This window comes from Hymenobacter glacieicola (genome assembly GCF_014640315.1).
GTDB lineage: Bacteria > Bacteroidota > Bacteroidia > Cytophagales > Hymenobacteraceae > Hymenobacter > Hymenobacter glacieicola.
The window spans coordinates 320,406-337,704 of the sequence record NZ_BMGS01000007.1 but is presented as its reverse complement, the minus strand read 5'-3'; the positions used below and the strand labels follow the sequence as shown (position 1 = coordinate 337,704).

15 protein-coding genes are annotated in these 17,299 nt (G+C 60.4%); 6 read left to right on the top strand and 9 right to left on the bottom strand.

Going from position 1 to position 17,299, the window contains the following annotated elements; translation table 11 throughout:
- On the bottom strand, positions 1–255 hold a 255-nt coding region (locus IEW18_RS14875), incomplete at its 3' end, for a hypothetical protein (RefSeq protein WP_188558648.1).
- Between the two features lie 207 nt (positions 256–462).
- Here IEW18_RS14875 and IEW18_RS14870 point away from each other — a divergent pair.
- A complete protein-coding gene (locus IEW18_RS14870; RefSeq protein WP_188558647.1) occupies positions 463–1,845 on the top strand; it encodes a glycoside hydrolase family 2 TIM barrel-domain containing protein in 1,383 nt (460 codons plus the stop codon).
- A 109-nt stretch (positions 1,846–1,954) separates the two neighbouring features.
- Here the strand turns inward: IEW18_RS14870 and IEW18_RS14865 are convergent, their stop codons facing one another.
- From IEW18_RS14865 to IEW18_RS14850, 4 genes are all read right to left on the bottom strand, one after another.
- Positions 1,955–2,398, bottom strand: coding sequence for a rhodanese-like domain-containing protein (locus IEW18_RS14865; protein WP_229728761.1), 444 nt, complete (start codon positions 2,396–2,398; stop codon positions 1,955–1,957).
- Between the two features lie 95 nt (positions 2,399–2,493).
- Positions 2,494–4,650: an NAD-dependent DNA ligase LigA gene (gene ligA / locus IEW18_RS14860; protein WP_188558646.1), complete on the bottom strand. Its 2,157-nt coding sequence runs from the start codon at positions 4,648–4,650 to the stop codon at positions 2,494–2,496.
- 175 nt (positions 4,651–4,825) lie between these two features.
- Positions 4,826–5,350, bottom strand: coding sequence for a DUF4920 domain-containing protein (locus IEW18_RS14855; RefSeq protein WP_188558645.1), 525 nt, complete (start codon positions 5,348–5,350; stop codon positions 4,826–4,828).
- A 32-nt stretch (positions 5,351–5,382) separates the two neighbouring features.
- Positions 5,383–6,192, bottom strand: a complete 810-nt coding sequence (locus IEW18_RS14850) for a TapB family protein (RefSeq protein WP_188558644.1) — start codon at positions 6,190–6,192, stop codon at positions 5,383–5,385.
- A gap of 221 nt (positions 6,193–6,413) precedes the next feature.
- Between IEW18_RS14850 and IEW18_RS14845 the strand changes: the two genes are divergently transcribed.
- The 3 genes from IEW18_RS14845 (at position 6,414) to IEW18_RS14835 (ending at position 7,926) form a co-directional block, all read left to right on the top strand.
- The gene (locus IEW18_RS14845; RefSeq protein WP_188558643.1) at positions 6,414–6,647 is read left to right on the top strand and encodes a hypothetical protein; all 234 of its coding nucleotides are present in this window, start codon (positions 6,414–6,416) and stop codon (positions 6,645–6,647) included.
- The gene (locus tag IEW18_RS14840) at positions 6,640–6,984 is read left to right on the top strand and encodes a hypothetical protein (protein ID WP_188558642.1); all 345 of its coding nucleotides are present in this window, start codon (positions 6,640–6,642) and stop codon (positions 6,982–6,984) included. The genes IEW18_RS14845 and IEW18_RS14840 overlap by 8 nt, the downstream gene beginning before the upstream one ends.
- A gap of 297 nt (positions 6,985–7,281) precedes the next feature.
- On the top strand, positions 7,282–7,926 hold the full coding sequence (locus IEW18_RS14835; RefSeq protein ID WP_188558641.1) for a cytochrome c oxidase subunit 3: 645 nt from the start codon (positions 7,282–7,284) through the stop codon (positions 7,924–7,926).
- Between the two features lie 77 nt (positions 7,927–8,003).
- On the opposite strand, the gene IEW18_RS14830 is transcribed toward IEW18_RS14835, so the two are convergent.
- Complete coding sequence (locus tag IEW18_RS14830; protein WP_188558640.1) at positions 8,004–10,259, bottom strand: T9SS type B sorting domain-containing protein; 2,256 nt, start codon at positions 10,257–10,259, stop codon at positions 8,004–8,006.
- 154 nt (positions 10,260–10,413) lie between these two features.
- On the opposite strand from IEW18_RS14830, the gene IEW18_RS14825 reads away from it, so the two are divergent.
- Positions 10,414–12,432: a M1 family metallopeptidase gene (locus IEW18_RS14825; RefSeq protein ID WP_188558639.1), complete on the top strand. Its 2,019-nt coding sequence runs from the start codon at positions 10,414–10,416 to the stop codon at positions 12,430–12,432.
- Positions 12,433–12,519: 87 nt separating this feature from the next.
- Here IEW18_RS14825 and IEW18_RS14820 read toward each other — a convergent pair whose 3' ends face one another.
- The 3 genes from IEW18_RS14820 to IEW18_RS14810 all read right to left on the bottom strand — a co-directional run bounded on the left by IEW18_RS14820 (position 12,520) and on the right by IEW18_RS14810 (position 15,216).
- Complete coding sequence (locus tag IEW18_RS14820; RefSeq protein WP_188558638.1) at positions 12,520–13,146, bottom strand: hypothetical protein; 627 nt, start codon at positions 13,144–13,146, stop codon at positions 12,520–12,522.
- Positions 13,147–13,373: 227 nt separating this feature from the next.
- Positions 13,374–13,814 (bottom strand): DUF2147 domain-containing protein, encoded by a 441-nt coding sequence (locus IEW18_RS14815; RefSeq protein ID WP_188558637.1) that lies wholly within the window; start codon positions 13,812–13,814, stop codon positions 13,374–13,376.
- 808 nt (positions 13,815–14,622) lie between these two features.
- Positions 14,623–15,216, bottom strand: a complete 594-nt coding sequence (locus tag IEW18_RS14810) for a C40 family peptidase (RefSeq protein ID WP_188558636.1) — start codon at positions 15,214–15,216, stop codon at positions 14,623–14,625.
- 236 nt (positions 15,217–15,452) lie between these two features.
- On the opposite strand from IEW18_RS14810, the gene IEW18_RS14805 reads away from it, so the two are divergent.
- A complete protein-coding gene (locus tag IEW18_RS14805; RefSeq protein WP_188558635.1) occupies positions 15,453–17,261 on the top strand; it encodes a M61 family metallopeptidase in 1,809 nt (602 codons plus the stop codon).
- The last annotated feature ends 38 nt before the right edge of the window (positions 17,262–17,299 follow it).

The window sequence follows — 17,299 nt, the reverse complement described above, 5'->3', positions numbered from 1 at the left end:
CAGCATGCGCAGGAGCTTGAAGCCCAGCGACACGGTCAGCAGCCAAAATAACGGCGCGTAGCCAACGTGGTCGGAGTCAGCAAACCACCACAGAAAATGCCCCGTTAGCACTACCCCAATCACTACTAGTAGCCGCATTTGCCCTACCTGGGTCAAGAAGGTGTAGCCAACACGAGCGGCCGCTGGAGTTGATTGGATAGAGGAAGGAGGAGGGGAAACTGCTGTTGAAGTAGGCGTTTCTTCATAAAGAGTCATGGCGCGGCTGACTAGCAGTGTGAGAAGTAGAGCAGGGTAGTAGCTGAAAGGCGAGCAAAACAGGCAAACGTGGAGGTTGTCTTTAGTATAATGTATTCAAGTAATTTTTGTAAAATAATGCCAATAATACGATTTTTAAAATGTAATAAAATTTAATTATTTATTATAATTATACAATATTGCCTCGTCCGTACTTTTTTCTTGGTTATGGGTTTGCGACTTTTTGCTTCCTTCTGGTGGGTTATAAACCTGGGTATGTGGTTAGGCGGGTGCCAAACTGCCGATACTCCCTCGGAGCAAGTGCTTGCGCCACCACCACCGGGCGTGCTGCCCGTGCAGGTAGTAAAAACCAAAGTCGGGTGGCAGCTGCTGCGCGGGGGCAAACCCTATTATATCAAAGGGGTAGCCGGACTGCAACAGCTAGAGCGGGTGCAGGCCCTAGGCGGAAATTCCCTGCGGCTCTACACCACGAACTACGCCGACGCCATCCTCGACAAAGCGCAGCAGCAGGGCCTAAGCGTAATGCTGGGCATATGGATGAAGCCTGAGTATGAGGACTTCGACTACTTCGACCGGAAGGCCGTGGCGCGGCAGCAGCAAGAAATCCGGGAGCAGGTGCTGCGCTTCCGGCACCATCCCGCCCTGCTGATGTGGAATGTGGGCAACGAGCTGGACAACCACACCAATAACCCCCGGGCCTTTCAGGCCCTGAATGAGGTAGCCCGCATGATTCACGAGCTTGACCCCTACCACCCCGTCACAACTACTCTGACCAGCAACTTCAACATGGTATCGGCCGTGGAGCGCTTTTGCCCCGATCTGGATGTACTGACGGTCAACATCTTTGGTGGGCTAGGGGAGTTGGATGCCCGGCTCGTGCAGGATGGCTGGTCGGGGCCCTACATTGTGGGCGAGTACGGGGCCCGGGGCTGGTGGGAGGCTCCGCGCACTAAGTGGCGGGCCCCGCTGGACCAGAGCAGCGACACGAAGGCGGAGTTTATGCGCACCCGCTTCGAAAAAAGCGTTAAAGGCCAACCGAATCGGTGCCTGGGCTCCTACGTGCTTTACTGGGGCCAGCGCTTCGAGCAGACCGCCATGTGGTTTAGCCTCTTTACCGATAAGGGCGAGAAAACCGCCGTGGTAGATATGGTGCATTACCTCTGGACTGGAAAACGAGTTCCTAACCAAGCTCCGCGCTTGGCGCGCCTGCAGCTAAGCGGCCTGCCCCCTACCCGCAACGTGCTGCTACGGCCCGGGGCATCCTATCAGGTAACAGTGGAAGCAACTGATCCCGAAGCGGATCCGCTGCGCATTGAGTGGGAAGTAGTGCCAGAAGTAGATGAAAACTTCGTGCTGCCCCAGGACCGGACGGCCCCCGAGCCGCTGCCCGATCTGATTAAGCAGCCCCAAGGCCAGAGGGTATTACTGCAGGCCCCGCGCAAAAAGGGCCCCTATCGGTTGCTGGTTATGGCGTATGATGGACACGGCAGCGTAGCCACCCACAGCTACCCCTTTTTCGTGGGCCCGCTCTCAGCCGCCGACACGGCCAAGGAGCCCCAGGGCAGCTTCAGAAAAAAGGCGTTCCAGTAAGCACCGGAACGCCTCTTTAGGGATGAACTGACAGGTTCAGCAAATGCTGAATGAGTTGGTTAGCAGGCCCACGGTAGGATCAGCTTACCTGGCCGCCAGAGTAGCCCGTTTATTGAGCAGGCAGGCCGCCTTCTTTCAGCGCCTGAAACCCTCCAGCATTCACCACTTTCAGGAAGCCTTTCTCCTGCATGAGCACGGCAGCTTTGCCGCTGCGGTTGCCGGAGGCGCAGTACAGCACGTAGCGTTTTTTGGGGTCGAGCAGGGCCATTCGTTGGGCAAATTCAGGGGCGCGGAAATCCAGGTTTTGCGCCCCGGAAAGATGGCCGGCGGCAAACTCGGCCGGTGTGCGCACATCCAGGAGCACGGTGCCGGGCTGGGTCAGGGCTTGCTTCACCTCCGCCAAGTCCGCCACTGGCACGCTAGGCCTGGTTATGGTCCCAACATTCACCATGGGTACTGGCGCTGGGAGGGGCCGGGCTGCCGGAGCTGACATTTGCGCGTGGGCCGCGGCAGAACCTATCAGGAGGGCAGCAGCAAAAGCAAAACGTAACATATAAAAGAGGCTAGTGGGAAGTATAGGGCAAGGACAACCCCTGGCCCGAAGAAGTTGCGCCAGGGGTTGCAGGTTACTAATTATGAATGAGAGACTTAAAACAAGCTGCCCTGCTCGCCCGGGCCGCCGGATGAAGTAGGGCCAGTGGCGGCGGCAGGGGTAGCAGCTACGGCCGAAGAATCGCCCAGCATTTGGTCTAGCACGGCGTCCTCCGCGTCGAAGCTGGTGGGCAGCATGGCCAGCAGCTCGTCCTCGGTGATGATGGGTACTTTCAGCTCGGTGGCTTTTTCGCGCTTGGCCGGGCCCATTTTGTCGCCGGCCACCAGGTAGCTGAGCTTCTTGCTGATGCTGCCGGTAATTTTGCCGCCGTTTTGCTGAATCAGGTGCTGCAGCTCCTCCCGGCTGTGCTGCTCAAACACGCCCGACAGTACAAAGGTCAGGCCCGCCAGCCGGTCGCTCTGGGGCTGCGGGGCCTCGCCCGTCAGGGCCAGTTGCAGGCCCGCGGCCCGCAGCCCCTCAATCAACTCACGGTTTTCCGGTTCCTGAAACCAGGCCGCTACCGACTCGGCAATAACGCCGCCCACCTCGGGCACGGCAGCCAGCTCGGTGGCCGACGCGGCGGCCAGGGCATCAACGGTACGGTAATGAGCCGCCAGCTTTTCGGCCACTGTTTCGCCCACGTACCGAATGCCCAAACCAAACAGCACCCGGTCGAACGGAATCTGCTTGCTTTGCTCCAGGCCCGCCAGCAGGCGCTGCACCGATTTTTCGCCCATGCGCTCCAGCTGGGCCAGCTCGTGCGCTTTAGCGGGCAGGTCGTAAAGGCTGGCCGCATTCGACACCAGCCGTAGGTCGAAAAACCGACCCACCGTTTCCGCGCCCAGCCCGTCAATATCCAAAGCCTTACGGGACACGAAGTGCTCCAGCTTGGCCTTGAGCTGAGGCGGGCAGGCTCGTTCATTGGGGCAGCGGAAGTGGGCCTCGCCCTCGGGCCGGATCAGGGGCGTATTGCAGGCCGGGCACTGGGTAGGGTACACAATGGGCACGGCGTTGGCCGGGCGGGAAGCCAGGTCGACGCCGGTGATTTTGGGGATGATTTCGCCCCCTTTTTCCACAAAAACCAGGTCACCGAGGCGCAAGTCGAGGGCGGCAATCTGGTTGGCGTTGTGTACCGAGGCGCGCTTGACCACGGTGCCGGCCAGGGGCACGGGGTCGAGTAGGGCCACGGGGGTTACGGCACCAGTGCGGCCTACCTGGTACTGAATGGTGTGCAGGCGGGTGCGGGCAGCTTCGGCCGGGTACTTGTAGGCAATGGCCCAGCGGGGGCTTTTGGCCGTGAAGCCCAGCAGCTCCTGCTGCCGGAAATCATCCACTTTGATTACGATGCCGTCGGTGGCAACCGGGAGGGTGAACCGCTTTTTGTCCCACTCGTGCACGAAATCCAACACCTCTTCAATGGTGCCGCACACCCGCCACGTGTCGGACACGGGTAGGCCCCAGGCGTGCAGGGCTTCCAGGGAGGCGCTGTGGGTAGGAAATATGCTCCGGCCCGGCATCAGAAATGAATACGCGAAAAACCGCAGCTTGCGGGCCGCCACCAAGGCCGAATCCTGAAGCTTGAGGGCTCCACTGGCGGCATTGCGCGGGTTGGCCAGCAGGGCTTCCCCGTTGGCTTCGCGCTCAGCGTTCAGCTCGGCAAAAACCGGCAATGGCATGAAAACTTCGCCGCGTACCTCGAAGTCGGCGGGTTGGGGCGGGCCGGCCGGGCGCAGGTGCAGGGGTAGGTTGCGAATGGTGCGTACGTTGCTGGTTACTACGTCGCCGCGGGTGCCGTCGCCGCGGGTTACGCCCTGGGTGAGCTGGCCGTCCTGGTACGTCAGGCTCATGGCTACCCCGTCGAACTTCAGCTCGCACACGTACTGCACCGCGGCGCCTTCCAGCCCCCGGCGCACCCGCTCGTCAAACTCGCGTAAGTCAGCCTCGGAGTAGGTATTGCCCAGGCTAAGCATGGGGTAGCGGTGTTCCGCGGTGGGGAACTGCTTGGTGATGGTGCCTCCCACGCGCTGGGTAGGGGAGTTGGGGTGGGCAAACTGGGGGTAGTCTTTTTCCAGCTGGGCCAGCTGGGCCAGCATCTGGTCGAACTCCTGGTCGGGTACTTCCGAGATGTCGCGCTGGTAATATTGGTAGTTGAGGTGGTGCAGGCGCTCAGTGAGGGCCGTTATCTGGTGCTGAATGTTGTCGTCGGCAGGCATGGGAGGCACGGGGTTGGAGCTGCAAGCTACTAACTGCGTCCCTAAACTAACGTAGGCGCGGTCCTTCCCAGGTACGCCAAACCGCCCCGCCCCGTTCCCCAGTTTCTGGGTGTTGGCTGGATCTGGTCGGCCATAAAAAAGCCCCGGGCGACGGGGCTTTTCTCACGATGATACTTTACTTGTCGGCTACCAGCACGCCGCTGGCCTCAAAGTTTAGCTGCTGCTGGGGCTGGGTAATGGCGGCTACTTCCTGCGCCGACTTGCCGGCGTCCTTGGCGTAGTGCTGCAGGTCGGAAACCGGAACCGTTTCGCGGTGGGCCCAGCCGTCAATCACGACGGTTTTGCCGGTAATGTCCTTGGGCACGAAAAAGGCGTAATCCTTGAACCGCACGCGCATAGGCTCTCCGTTGGGCGCCTGCAGCGTAAGCCAGCAGCCCTTGGCCTGGCACACGGCCGTGGCAGTGCCTACCAGCTTCACCCGGGCCGAATCCTGCTCACCCAGCAAGCTGTTCAGGGCTGAAACTGGCTGGGCGCCCGCGGCCGTGATGGGGGCGCCGTAGGTAGTGCCCGTGGGGCCCGCAGTGGCGGCAACCGGCGTTGGGCTAGCGGTGGTTGTGGCGGCAGCGGTTTCGGTTTGGGGTTGGCAGGCGGCCAGCAAAAGCACGCTCAGGGCGCCGGTGAGTGGGGTAAGCAGGTGCATAGCAAGCAAAAGTGTCGGGTTCAGCTCTCAACTTACGATTTTTTAACCTTGTATTTCTCCTTCTCCCTGGGCTGAATGGTGCCGCCGGCGGGTGCTCCCGTATTGATGGCTGTTAGCAGGCGTACCTGTTCCAGCTTGCCTTTTTTGTCATAGACTTCACTTTTGACAATGCCCACGGCCGGCGAGTAATAGTCAACTACCCGCACGGCGTTGCGCATGACCATGTCGGCGCGGGCGGCGGTGGCGCTTTCCCGCTCGGCTTCCACTTTGTAGCAGGCAAAGGAGCCGGCTGGGGTCGTAACCATTTCAGTGCCGGTTACCCGGCGCTTGTGCACGGTAGTGTACACCTTGGCAATATCGACGGCCGTGCTGCTCACCTGCACCGAAATACCGCCCTGGGGCAGCTCCGAGCCAACGGTGGGCTGATTGGGCCAGGCCAGGGGCACGGGGGCGTAATCAAAGCGCCGGTCGCGGAAGGAGCGCAGGCTTTCGGGGCTTAGCTCGGCGGAGCCATCGGTGAAGCTGGTGTCCTGGCGGCAGCGGAAGGTAAGGTCCTGCAAGCGCAGAAGCTTGTTCTTCGGGTCATAGGTGCCGCTTTTCAGCAGCACCGTATTCGTAGTAACTGTCTGCTTTTTGTTTTGCTCTGCGCTGAGGCTCACCACCCGGTTGCGCATGGTGCCGGTTGTCTTGCCACTGGCATCCTGCAGCTGGTACACCAGTTCCATGTTATCATAAAGACCAAACGGATGCGCGCAGTCAACGGGCGGCAGGGTTTGGGCCAGGGCGGGAGCGGCGGCCAGGCAGGCGCACAGACCAACTGCCAGAAAATGAAATCGGGGCATGGGGCAAAGAAAAGAGGAAGTAAATCAGCCGTTGGGCTGCATACGCAGACGGTTGAGTTTTGATGCTGGCCTTCTAACGAGGGCCACGCGGCAGGCTTGGTGCAAAGGTCTTGCCAGCGTCATCTCGTAACTTGCCCCGCGCAGCGCCGTTTCTACCCGGGCAGGTCAGGGTAGTTTCAGTTGCCGCTACCGCTCACTTCTTCCTTTTCTATTGTAGATCTATGCCAGAACAACCTACTTCCTGGGCCGATACGGCCGCTTCCCTGCTCTCCAAGCTTTCGGGTGGGGTAGAGGTAGCCCTCAACTTCGAGCAAATGGAGCTGCAGGTGCCCAACCCCGCCAACCCCGCTACGCCCACCACCTGGCGCCTGAACGGCTCGTTGCGCATCCGTACCCGGGGCGAAAATCCGCCTTCCGGCGCCCTCCCGCCCGCAACCCCCGGTACCCTTGGCTAACGGACTCGATATTGAAGCTAGGCTGGTTGTTACTATGGATGGCGACGATGTACAAATAGCGGGCTCCGGGGGCTACCTCATCATCAACTTCCCCAGCCAGCGGGTCTTCGACAAAATTACCAGCGGCCCGCCCAAGGACCCCAACGCCCCACCCAAACCCAAGAACCCTAACGCCCCCGACCCGCTCCAGCAACTCAACGACCTGGCCCTGCGGCTGGGCTTGGTGCTGGATATGCGGGTAGCCGGCAAAACCCACGTTACCTTCGGCACGGGCCGCTCCGCCAAGATTACCCTGAACGCGGTGCTCGGCAAAATAGGGTCGTTTTTCCGGGGGTAATGGGTGTGGGCAGTACTGTTCAGAATTCTACTTTGGTTGCTACGGGGTCCTCATGCCGCGCGCAGTGTGCAGCATGAGGACCTTTTTTGCATCTCGGGTAAGCCACTGCGCTGTTCTAGAGTAGGGGCGTACTGCAGGCTGGCAGCCAGGGTTTTGGCCCGAAAAAAGCACACGCGGAGCGGAACGTTTTTACGTATCTTGCTCAGAAGCCCTTGTCCTCAGATATGCCCCCTGGGGCCGGAACTAAAGGGCTTCAGATTGGTTTGCTTACTCGCACCCAGCCCTGCTTTGTCGCTCATGAATTCTGATCAAGAACGTACCAATAAAATTGGCGCCGGTCGGCCTGCCTCGGCCTTTCAGCGCATGGAGGGAGTGCCGCCGCTGCTTCTGATGCTGTACCTGGGCCTGGCCGGCGTGGGGGTGCTGTTTCTGATGCTGGTGGTAGCCTACATGTACACCCGCAGCCAAAGCGACACGCCCACCGGCATCTATCCGCTGCCGCGCTTTTTCTCCCTGAGCACCATTGTCCTGCTGATCAGCAGCTACACCATCAACCAGGCCCGCCACCTCTACTCCCGCGACGACCTGGCGGGGCTGGCCCGCTGCCTGGGCGCTACCCTGCTGCTAAGCAGCGTGTTTGCGGGGTTGCAGGTGCTGGGCTGGCGGGAGCTAATGGCCCAGGGCGTGCTGCTCGACGGCGTAGCCAGCGGCACGTTCGTGTACCTGCTCTCGGCCCTGCACGTGGCGCACTTGCTGGGGGGCATGTTGTTTCTGCTGGCCCTGCTGCTGCGCACCCACACCGCCGCCCGCGACGCGGTGCGCAGCCTGGTGTTTATCCGCAACCCCTACCGCCGCCTGCAGTTGCGCATGATTACCATCTACTGGCATTTCATTGACGTGCTGTGGGTAGCGTTGTTCGCGGCTTTTCTGTTTCTGTATTAGCGGCCGGCCCCGAAGGCTCGCCCCCAAAAAAGCCCGGCCAGGCCGGGCTTTTTTGGGGGCTACCGTTACTGCGCTGCCTAGTTGGCAATGGTTACAGTGCCTTTGTAGCGTTTCTTGTCCGTGAACTCAATGAGGTAGTAATACACGCCGGCGGGGAGGCCGCCCCCATCCCAGCGGAAGCTGCGGTTGGTGGTGCGGTACACCCGGCTGCCCCAGCGGTTAAAGATTTCAAGGTCAGCAAAGCGCGACTCGCAGAAATCCGGGGGCAGGTTGTTTTTCACGTTGTCCAGCTCGAAGAAATCGTTCTTTTCGTCGCGCTGGTAGGGGGTAATAACGTTGGGCGGCAGGAAGTCCGGCACGGGCGGTTGCTCTACCTCAAAGCGCACTATTCGGGTTTGGGGCTGGGGCCAGCAGGTGCTTTCCTGTAGGGTAAACGTAACCTCCAAGCCATTCAGGCGCACAGCTTCACAGCTAGCTTCCCAACGAAATACCCCACTGGCTTGGCCGTTGCCATTGCGGGGCACAAAGGTCATACCGGCCGCAGCCAGGTCGAAGCCGGTGCCCACCGCCGTGAGCGTCAGCGCGTCCACATCCAGGTCTAGGCCCGCGAGGGAAGCCTCGTACACGCCCCCAATCGGCCGCCTGATAACCAGCGGAGCCGGTGGGGTAGGCGAGCCGGCCGCAGGCCCGGGGAACGGGCTGGTCAGCTGCGGCGGCCGGTTTACGTACTCAATCTGTACCGGAATAACGAGGGTAGTAGCTTGCCGGTCGGCACAGGGCGCGGCCGCGGCCGTAAACTCGAACTCGTACAGCGGTTTATCCACGGCCCGGCAGTCAACGCGCCAGGTGAAGCGGCCCGTAAGCTGGCCGTTGCTCGCCGTCTGAGTTAACTGGGCCCCAACGCCCGCAGGCGTAAAACCCCGGCCGGTCATTTCCAGCGTAATGGGGTCGTTGTCGGGGTCCGTGGCCACTAGGTCAAAGGTAATTAGGTCACCGGGCCGGGCGCGCAGGGGCAGCACGGCCGTGCTACGCAGCAGCGGGGCGGCGTTGGGCTCGGGCACGGAGGTAACGGCTACCCGCACGGTGTCGCGCTTGGGCAGGCTGCACCCGTTATCGGCCACAATCACGTCCAGCAGGTACACCTTGCCTTTGGTGTTAAAGCAGTCCGGAAAGCACAACCGCGACACAAGGGTATCGGGGGCGCCGGGCGTGCGCACGGTACCCTGCAGGATGCTCAGGGTAGGCAGGGGCGCGGTAAAGTTCACCGGGCTTAACGACAGGGTCAGGGCCGAAGTGAGGTCAGCGTCGGTGAACTTGAGCGTGAAACAGCGGTTGCCACCGGGTTGCAGCCGTAGCGTATCGCGCCCGACTTGGTAGGGCTGCCTGCGGTTAGGCACCTGCATGACCACCTTCGGCCGGGCGTTGGTGGGGCAGGAAATAACTTTGAGCTGAAAATCGCGCCGGGTTTCGCCCAGCCGTACGCCCTTGCGGTACTCCGTGCAGCGCACCCCAAACACGAACAGCCCCAGCCGGGTAGGCCGCACTTCCAGCCGGCCCGTGAGCCGCCCAATGCTCAGGGTAGGGTTGCCCGGAATCTGGCGCGTAACGGACAGACTATCTACCCACCGCACCGTGCTGTACGGGGCTGGCTGGGCGCGGTCGGGCTTAGGAATAACCGTGTTGGAGTAGCCGTTCAGCGGGGTTACCAAATCGTACACCAGGGAGTCCCCGTCGGTGTCCTGGCCCCCGAAGTTGTAGTAGAACAGCTCTCCCCGGCAGGCGTAATCACTCAGGGGCGGAAAGATGCGCGGCGTGGAGTTGCGAAAGTCCTGCCCGTTGCGCACGACCGGCGGAAACTCCAGGTAAAACGTTTGGGCCGCCCCGCCGGGGTCCACGATGTTGCTGATGCCGTTGTTGCGGCAGCAGCGCTCCACGGCCACGTAGTAGCCATTGGGGCTGGCGAAGGTTTGCCCGGCCAGGGTAATGGGGCGGGTGTACACCAGGCGCCGCGTCACCAAGCTAGGCGTGGTGCAGGCGGGGTTGGTGTAGCTGACGAGGGTGTTGTTGGTCAGGGGCAGCGGCACGTCCAGCATGCGGCGGTTGGTGCCTTTCTCGAAGATGCTGGCCGTCAGCTCCGGATCCAGGGCGCCGGGCTGCCCGTTCACGGCATCAAAGTACAGGTTCAAGCTTAGCTGATAGGTAGCGCCGTTAACGTGCTGTAAATCAAGCTCGCCGCCCACAATGTGCGTGGCCCGGGCCGCCGGAGCGAGCAGGCACAGTAGCCACAGCAGCAGGCCGCCCCGAATAAAAGTCGTAAGAGTAGTTGTTGGCATAGGGTAGCGCAGCTGAACAGGTAGCAATGACGAAAGATACAACCCCAGTCGCCGGGAGTCCTACCTTTTCGGTTTTTTATGCTGCCTGCTGCGTACCTTTCGTTACTGGCTTCTCTGCCCGTACACGCTCCCTGTCCGTCTGTAAATCTGCCCTATGCGCCCCTACCTCTACGCCCTCGCCCTGGCCGGTCTGCTGAGCCGCCTGCCCGCGGCCGCCCAACTGCCTGCCTACCACCCCACAGCCGCCGACCTGAACGGGGCCGCTGCGGAGGCTTGTGCGCAGACGCACAACCGGGTGGCCCGTCCGGCCTACGCCAGCCTGAGCCACTGGCAAAAAATGGCCCGCTACGATGTTACGTATTATAAGCTGGACCTGAACCTGACCAACACCACCCGCGCCGTGAGCGGGGCCGTGACCATCCGGGCCCGCACCGGGGCGCAACCCCTCGACTCCCTGGCTTTTGAGCTGTATGCTACTTATATCATTGACTCGGTGGTGGTGAACGGCCGCCGGAGCGCGGGGCTGCGCCGGGTCGGCATGGGTGATGTAACCGTAGGACTAACCCAGGCCGTGGCGCCCAATACCCTGTTTAACGCCCTGGTTTACTACCGGGGCACGGCTCCCAACGGCAACTCCGCCGCCATCGGCAATGCCCTTGATACCCGCATCGACCCGACCTACGGCGTGAGTACCACCTGGAGTTTGTCGGAGCCGTACAACGCCTACGAGTGGTGGCCCTGCAAACAGGTGCTCACCGACAAGGCCGATTCGTCGGACGTCTGGGTTTCGACGGCCGCTACCAACAAAGCGGGCTCCAATGGGGTGCTGCAAAAATCTACTCCGCTGCCCAACAACCGGGTGCGGCACGAATGGAAATCCCGCCACCCCATCGACTACTACCTGATTTCGGTGGCGGTGGGGCCATACGTGGAGTACGTGAACTACGCTAACCCCGCCGGTGGCCCCCGGATTCCTATTGTGAATTACGTGTACAACCAGGCGGCCCTGGACAACCAACGCACGGAAATAGACCGTACCCCCGGCTTTATTGAGCATTTCTCGGAGCTGGTAGGGCTCTATCCTTTTGCCAACGAGAAGTATGGCCACTGCATGGCTCCCATTGGGGGCGGCATGGAGCACCAAACCATGACGACACAGTCCGGCTTCACCTTCACGCTTACGGCCCACGAGCTGATGCACCAGTGGTTTGGCAACAACGTGACCTGCGGGGCCTGGGAGGATATCTGGCTGAACGAGGGCTTTGCTTCTTACGGGGAGTACTTGTCGTTGCAGCGCTTTATCTCGCCCTCTGATGCGCTTAACTGGATGAATCAGGCCCACACGTCCGTGCTGAGCCAGCCGGGGGGTAGTGTTTTCGTGCTCGATACTACCAGCGTCGGCCGCATTTTCAACTCCCGGCTCTCGTACAAGAAAGGGGCTGCCGTGGTTCACATGCTGCGCTACCTGGTCAACGACGACGTGAAGTTTTTCCGGGCCCTGCGCACGTACCAAAGCACTTACGCCGGCCGCACGGCCCGGACCCGCGACCTGCAGCGCGTGTTTGAGCAGGAAACCGGCCGCTCCCTGCACGATTTTTTCGGCCAGTGGTTTCGGGGAGAAGGCTACCCCACGTTTACGGTGCGCTGGAACCAGGCCGGCGGGCTAGTGTACATCCAGAACACCGAAACCGCCTCCATGCCCGCCGTTACGCCCTTTTTCGCCACCGATGTGGACTACCGGCTCACGTTTACGGATGGCACCACGCGCACCATTCGACTGCCGCAGTACCAGCCAGTGGTGTCGGCGGCCGTGGCCGAGGCGCGCCCCATCACCAGCATCACCGTCGACCCGGACCAGTGGCTGCTCAACGGCCCCGGTCCTATCACCCGCGACAATGGGCTGGTAACCGGCACCCGCCCAGGTGCTAACACAGCTACCATTACCGTTTATCCTAATCCTTGCCTGGACCAGCTCCGGCTGGCCGATTTCAGCGGCGGGCGGGCTACCGCTGAGGTTACGGATGCCACTGGCCGGGTAGTACTGCGCCAGTCCGTGTCGGCGACGGCACCGGTGCTGCACACGGCGGCGCTGGCCCCTGGCATCTACCACCTGCGCCTTCTGGGCCCCGATGGTCTGGTAGGGCAAGCCCGGTTCGTGCGCGCCGCGGAGTAAGGGTAGTCAGTCAAGGGCTAGTAAAAAAGCCTCCGGTACACGTGTACCGGAGGCTTTTGTGTAGGTGCTGGCGTCACGCCTGTCCCATCAAACCTTTCGATACTGATTGATGAGCTTCTGCACTTCCGGCGGGGCCGAGGGCAAGTTGAACACCGCGTCAATCAGCTCATCAAATGAGTGAGCCGGCGTGAAGATGGAATCCGTGAAGGGGTTGCTGAGCAGGCGCAGAAAGCCCGGCTGCCCATTAATGCTCACCAGATCCAGGGTAATGTTGCCGTAGCGCTGGTTGCAGCGGCCGGTGTTCGTACAGTCGTGCGGCTGAGGCTTTAGGAAGTGCTTCTGCGTGCTTTCCGTATACTGCTCGTGGCGCACCGTGCGGTGGCTGGAGGCGCCCACGTGGTAGCCCAGCCCCAGCACTCGGTCCCGAATAAAATCAAACAGGTGCCGGAAATTGCCGGGGCCAATGCTGGGGTCGTACAGGAACACGGCACCGGGCCGCCCCGCATCCCGGGCCAGCTGCACCCGAAACATGCCACCGGGCAGTCCGGCCTTCTGGTAGTGGTAGGCTTTAAAGTAAGGCCCCATCCAGTTCAGGTATACCTGCTGGGCAACCCACTGCTGCCGTACCTGCTCCTCGGCCGCGCTGCGCTGCAGCGGCTGCCAGTCGGCAGAAGCGGGAGCAGAGCCAGAAAAAAACCGTTTGAACAGATTCAACAACGTAGTAGGATTGATTTACAGGACAACACAGGCTCGGTAAAATGGTTTTAACCTCGGCGCTACCGGCGGCGCCCTTACGTTGGCCGGCAACTTGGTAGTACTAGTTCCAGCCTGTCACCACGCAAGCACAGTGCCACACCCGTGCTCAGCCGCCCCCAACGAAAAAAGGCGGCGCCCCCACAGAAGGGGGCGCCGCCTTGTAAGCCTAAAACGCGCGGAGCAGGTTATTTAACCCGGGTCCAGGTTTGCGACTTGCCGATCATGGAGAAGCCGATGTATCCTTTCACTTCCATGCTGTTTGCATTCAGCATTTTCATGTAGCAGGAATACGTTTTGCCGCTTTCTGGGTCGTAGATCTTACCGTCGTCCCACTTGTTATCATCGTCGTACTCAAAGCCTTGCATGAATACCATGCCCAGGCGAGGACGGTTGCGGAGCTTGGGTTCGGGGTTCATCGTGTCCGTTTTGGGTTTGCCGGTTTTGGGGTCATTCGGCACGGTAAGGCTCACGATTTTGCCGCACAGCTTGTCGCCACACTTGTAAATCTCGAAGGTGGCCTTTTTCTCGGCGTTTGTCCATACTCCGAGTGGGGAGAGGGATTGAGCCGAAGCCGCCCCTAGCAAGCCCAGGAACATACCCAGGCAGAGGAACAGAATTTTTTTCATGGTAAGTGAAATGATAGATGGGAGTTTGCGGGAAAAAGATAGGGGAAAACTCGTGAATAAAACGAATGACGCCTGTTTTTCCTGGAATTGGGAGAGGCAACTTTGAGGCCAACTTACGGGCACATCTTTTTTGTAAATAAGCAGGTTAATAAAACGAGCTGATGGTCAGCTATATGAGTAAAAACTGCGGCCAGGACCATAAATAATGGTGTTTTTATTTTGAACCATCCGGGGGGATTTTAACTTTACCTATCGTAGCGAGTGCTACAGCCCCCGCCAAGCAGCCCTAAGGTGCTGGGTAGCGCAGCCGGGGTTATGTCGGATCTAAAGAAAGGAGGTACAAAATGTCTAGTAGTCCCAAACAAATCCTGCCAAGCCTGTCGAATGTAGTCCGCTTCACCGCCGGACGCGCTTAACAACAGCTTTCGCGCGGAATGACCTCCTGATTGAGTATTTCCCGCATTCTGGCAAGGTCTTACTGGATAAGTGGATGATGGGGCTGTACCCCAGACTCATCGCTTGGTAAGATTTGAAGGATTAGATGCCCGGTTCGCCCAGCAGCCTCATGTAGAGGATCTGCACTGGCGGCCGGGCATCGTTCTTTCATAGTGGTTCGGTGAGACAGTGATTAAGTGAGTTTTCGTTCGGTTGGCGTGAAGGCTCCCGCGGGGCGACAGCCAATCGTATAACGAGCGGTGTCGCCCCGCCGGGGCGTTGCTTACTATCAGCAAGGTATTTCCTACTAATAGGTCGTCCCGCTGGAGCTGCTAGAACGACAACTCACTCCATCACTATTTCACCGAATCACTTATAGTACCCGGCGCACCTGCATAAAGCGGCGTTCGTAGTCGGTGCCTTCAACCTGGCTTATTTTCACGCCCGATTCGCGGCGGGCCGAGGAGGAGTGCACAAACCGCAGCGGCTCGCCGGGTTTGCTAATAACGATGCCCGCATGGCCGGGAGTAGTGGAAGAGGTGGCCGTGCCGGTAAAGACCACGATGTCGCCGGGGCGGGCTTGCAGGCGCTCTACTGCTTTGCCCGTGCTGATAAGCAGGGCTGTGGAGTGAGGCACGGGTATCCGGTAGCGGGCAAACACGTAGTTCACAAAGCCCGAACAATCGAAGCCAGTGGAGGGGGTGCTGCCGGCATAGCAGTAGTTGGTGCCAAGCTGGCGCAGGGCAAACGCTACTACGCTATCGGCCCGGGGTGGGGCGGCCTTATCCCTGATAACATATGCTACTGCCCGCGTGGCTTTGGCCTCCGGCTGTAATTCTGCCGCTGCGGGGGCCTGTCGGGTCCAAATCGACCAGCCAACGACCACGCTAACCAGAAGCAGAAAACTAAGCCAGACGTAGCGCATAGCGGGGAAAAAGGGTAGGGGGCGGGCGACAGTCAATTCCATGGCAGACAGTTTAAACTTGCTGGTTGCAAATTGTTTGCCAGCTACCTAAGACTGAACAAGGCCCACAAGATACTCGACGCTAGCGTAACGGCGGACGCGCAGAGCGGGTTTAGTATAGCCTAGGCTGCTGGCATGTGCGTTGGGGCGTAATTTGCGCGCTACCTTGCAGCCCTAAGTGGTTTCCGCCGTTCTTTGGCGACCACAACGGCTTTTTCACCACCTCACCCTCTTTCCGAATGCTCCTGAACTTTGCCCGCCCGCTGGCGGTAGCGGCCCTGGGACTCCTGCTGAGCCAGGCTGGCTCGGCCGCAGTGGCAGCGCCAACGCTGCGCTATACGCTTTCCATGCCCGCGCCCCAAACCCACTACTTCGAAGTGGAAATGCAGCTGGACGGCTTCAACAAAGCCTTCACCGACGTGAAAATGCCAGTGTGGGCGCCCGGCTCATATTTGGTGCGTGAGTTTGCCAAGAACGTTGAGGGCTTTGAGGCCACGGCGGGCACCGAGAAGCTGCGGGTAGAGAAAGTCACCAAGAATACGTGGCGCGTCTATCATCCCAAGGCCAAGAACTTTGCGGTGCGCTACCGGGTGTATGCCTTCGAGCTGAGCGTACGTACCAGCTTTATTGATGCAGCGCACGGCTACCTCAACGGTACAAGCGTATTCATGTACCCGGCTGAGGAAAAGCAGCTGCCCAGCACCCTGGAAGTAAAACCGGCCGCTGGCTGGAGCCAGGTAAGCACCAGCCTGAAGCCGGCGGGCGGCACCTTCACCTACCGCGCCGCCAACTACGATGAGCTGGCCGACTCGCCCATTGAAATCGGGAATCAGAAAATTTACACGTTCACGGCCAACGGTACGCCCCACACGGTGGCCATGTTCGGCGACCCGAAAGTAGACACCGTCCGCCTCACCCGCGACATGCAGCGCGTGTGCGAGCAGGCCCAGAAGGTAGTGGGGCAAAACCCGCTGGACCGCTACGTGTTTATTGTGCACAACATCGATAGGGGCACCGGGGGCCTGGAGCACTTGTTCTCGACCACCTTATCCGTGTCGCGCACTGCCTACTCCTCGGAGGCCGGCTGGAAAGGCTTCCTCGGGCTCGTGGCCCACGAGTATTTTCACCTCTGGAACGTGAAGCGCATCCGGCCCGTCGCGCTGGGGCCGTTCAATTATGACCAGGAAAACTACACCCGTATGCTGTGGGTAAGCGAAGGTGGCACCGAGTACTTCAGCAACCTGATTGTGCAGCGCGCCGGCTTCGTAAGTCCCGATGAGTACTTGGGTGACCTGAGCAACGGCATCAACCGGGTAGAAAACACGCCCGGCAACCGGCAGCAGTCGGCCGCTGAATCGAGCTTCGATGCCTGGATTAAGTACTACCGCCCGAACGAAAACTCCTCCAACACCGGCATCAGCTACTACGATAAAGGCGAGGTAATCGGGGCCGTGCTGGACCTGATGATCATCAACGAAACCAAGGGCCAGAAAAGCCTCGACGACGTGATGCGCTACCTCTACGACCAGTACTACAAAAAGCTGGGCCGGGGCTTCACCGATGAGGAATACCAGGACGCCGTAGCCAAAGTCGCCGGCCGCCGCTTCGACGACTTTTTCCGCCGCCACGTTTACGGGGTAGAAACGCTGCCCTACGAGCAGGCTCTGGGCTACGCCGGCCTGCAACTCCGGGTGGCTCCGGCCGCCGCCACCGAGGCCAGCCTGGGCGCCAGCATCAGCCCGGCGGGGGGCAAACAAACCGTATCTAGCGTGGTGCGCGAAGGCAGCGCCTGGCAGGGCGGCCTAAGCGTGGGCGACGAGATTCTGGCCGTCGATGGCGCCCGCGTAACCGACGACGTGAACCGGCTGCTCGCCAACCGTGCCCCCGGCTCCGAGGTGAAGCTACTCGTAAACCGCGACGGGCTGGTAAAAGAAATTAGCTTCCCGCTGCTGGCCAATCCGTTGCGTCGCTACCGCATTGAGCGCCAGGCAAACCCCACGTCCGAGCAGCAAGTAGTGCTAGCCAAGTGGCTGCCCGTGCAGAAATAGCCGGTTATCCGCTAAACAAAAAGCCCCGCTGACTAGCA

What these genes read in the sequence shown, in the direction of transcription:
- IEW18_RS14870 (WP_188558647.1), top strand. Translation starts at nt 463, where the DNA reads ATGGGTTTGCGACTTTTTGCTTCCTTCTGGTGGGTTATAAACCTGGGT.
- IEW18_RS14865 (WP_229728761.1), bottom strand. Translation starts at nt 2,398, where the DNA reads ATGTTACGTTTTGCTTTTGCTGCTGCCCTCCTGATAGGTTCTGCCGCG.
- ligA (WP_188558646.1), bottom strand. Translation starts at nt 4,650, where the DNA reads ATGCCTGCCGACGACAACATTCAGCACCAGATAACGGCCCTCACTGAG.
- IEW18_RS14855 (WP_188558645.1), bottom strand. Translation starts at nt 5,350, where the DNA reads ATGCACCTGCTTACCCCACTCACCGGCGCCCTGAGCGTGCTTTTGCTG.
- IEW18_RS14850 (WP_188558644.1), bottom strand. Translation starts at nt 6,192, where the DNA reads ATGCCCCGATTTCATTTTCTGGCAGTTGGTCTGTGCGCCTGCCTGGCC.
- IEW18_RS14845 (WP_188558643.1), top strand. Translation starts at nt 6,414, where the DNA reads ATGCCAGAACAACCTACTTCCTGGGCCGATACGGCCGCTTCCCTGCTC.
- IEW18_RS14835 (WP_188558641.1), top strand. Translation starts at nt 7,282, where the DNA reads ATGAATTCTGATCAAGAACGTACCAATAAAATTGGCGCCGGTCGGCCT.
- IEW18_RS14830 (WP_188558640.1), bottom strand. Translation starts at nt 10,259, where the DNA reads ATGCCAACAACTACTCTTACGACTTTTATTCGGGGCGGCCTGCTGCTG.
- IEW18_RS14825 (WP_188558639.1), top strand. Translation starts at nt 10,414, where the DNA reads ATGCGCCCCTACCTCTACGCCCTCGCCCTGGCCGGTCTGCTGAGCCGC.
- IEW18_RS14815 (WP_188558637.1), bottom strand. Translation starts at nt 13,814, where the DNA reads ATGAAAAAAATTCTGTTCCTCTGCCTGGGTATGTTCCTGGGCTTGCTA.
- IEW18_RS14810 (WP_188558636.1), bottom strand. Translation starts at nt 15,216, where the DNA reads ATGGAATTGACTGTCGCCCGCCCCCTACCCTTTTTCCCCGCTATGCGC.
- IEW18_RS14805 (WP_188558635.1), top strand. Translation starts at nt 15,453, where the DNA reads ATGCTCCTGAACTTTGCCCGCCCGCTGGCGGTAGCGGCCCTGGGACTC.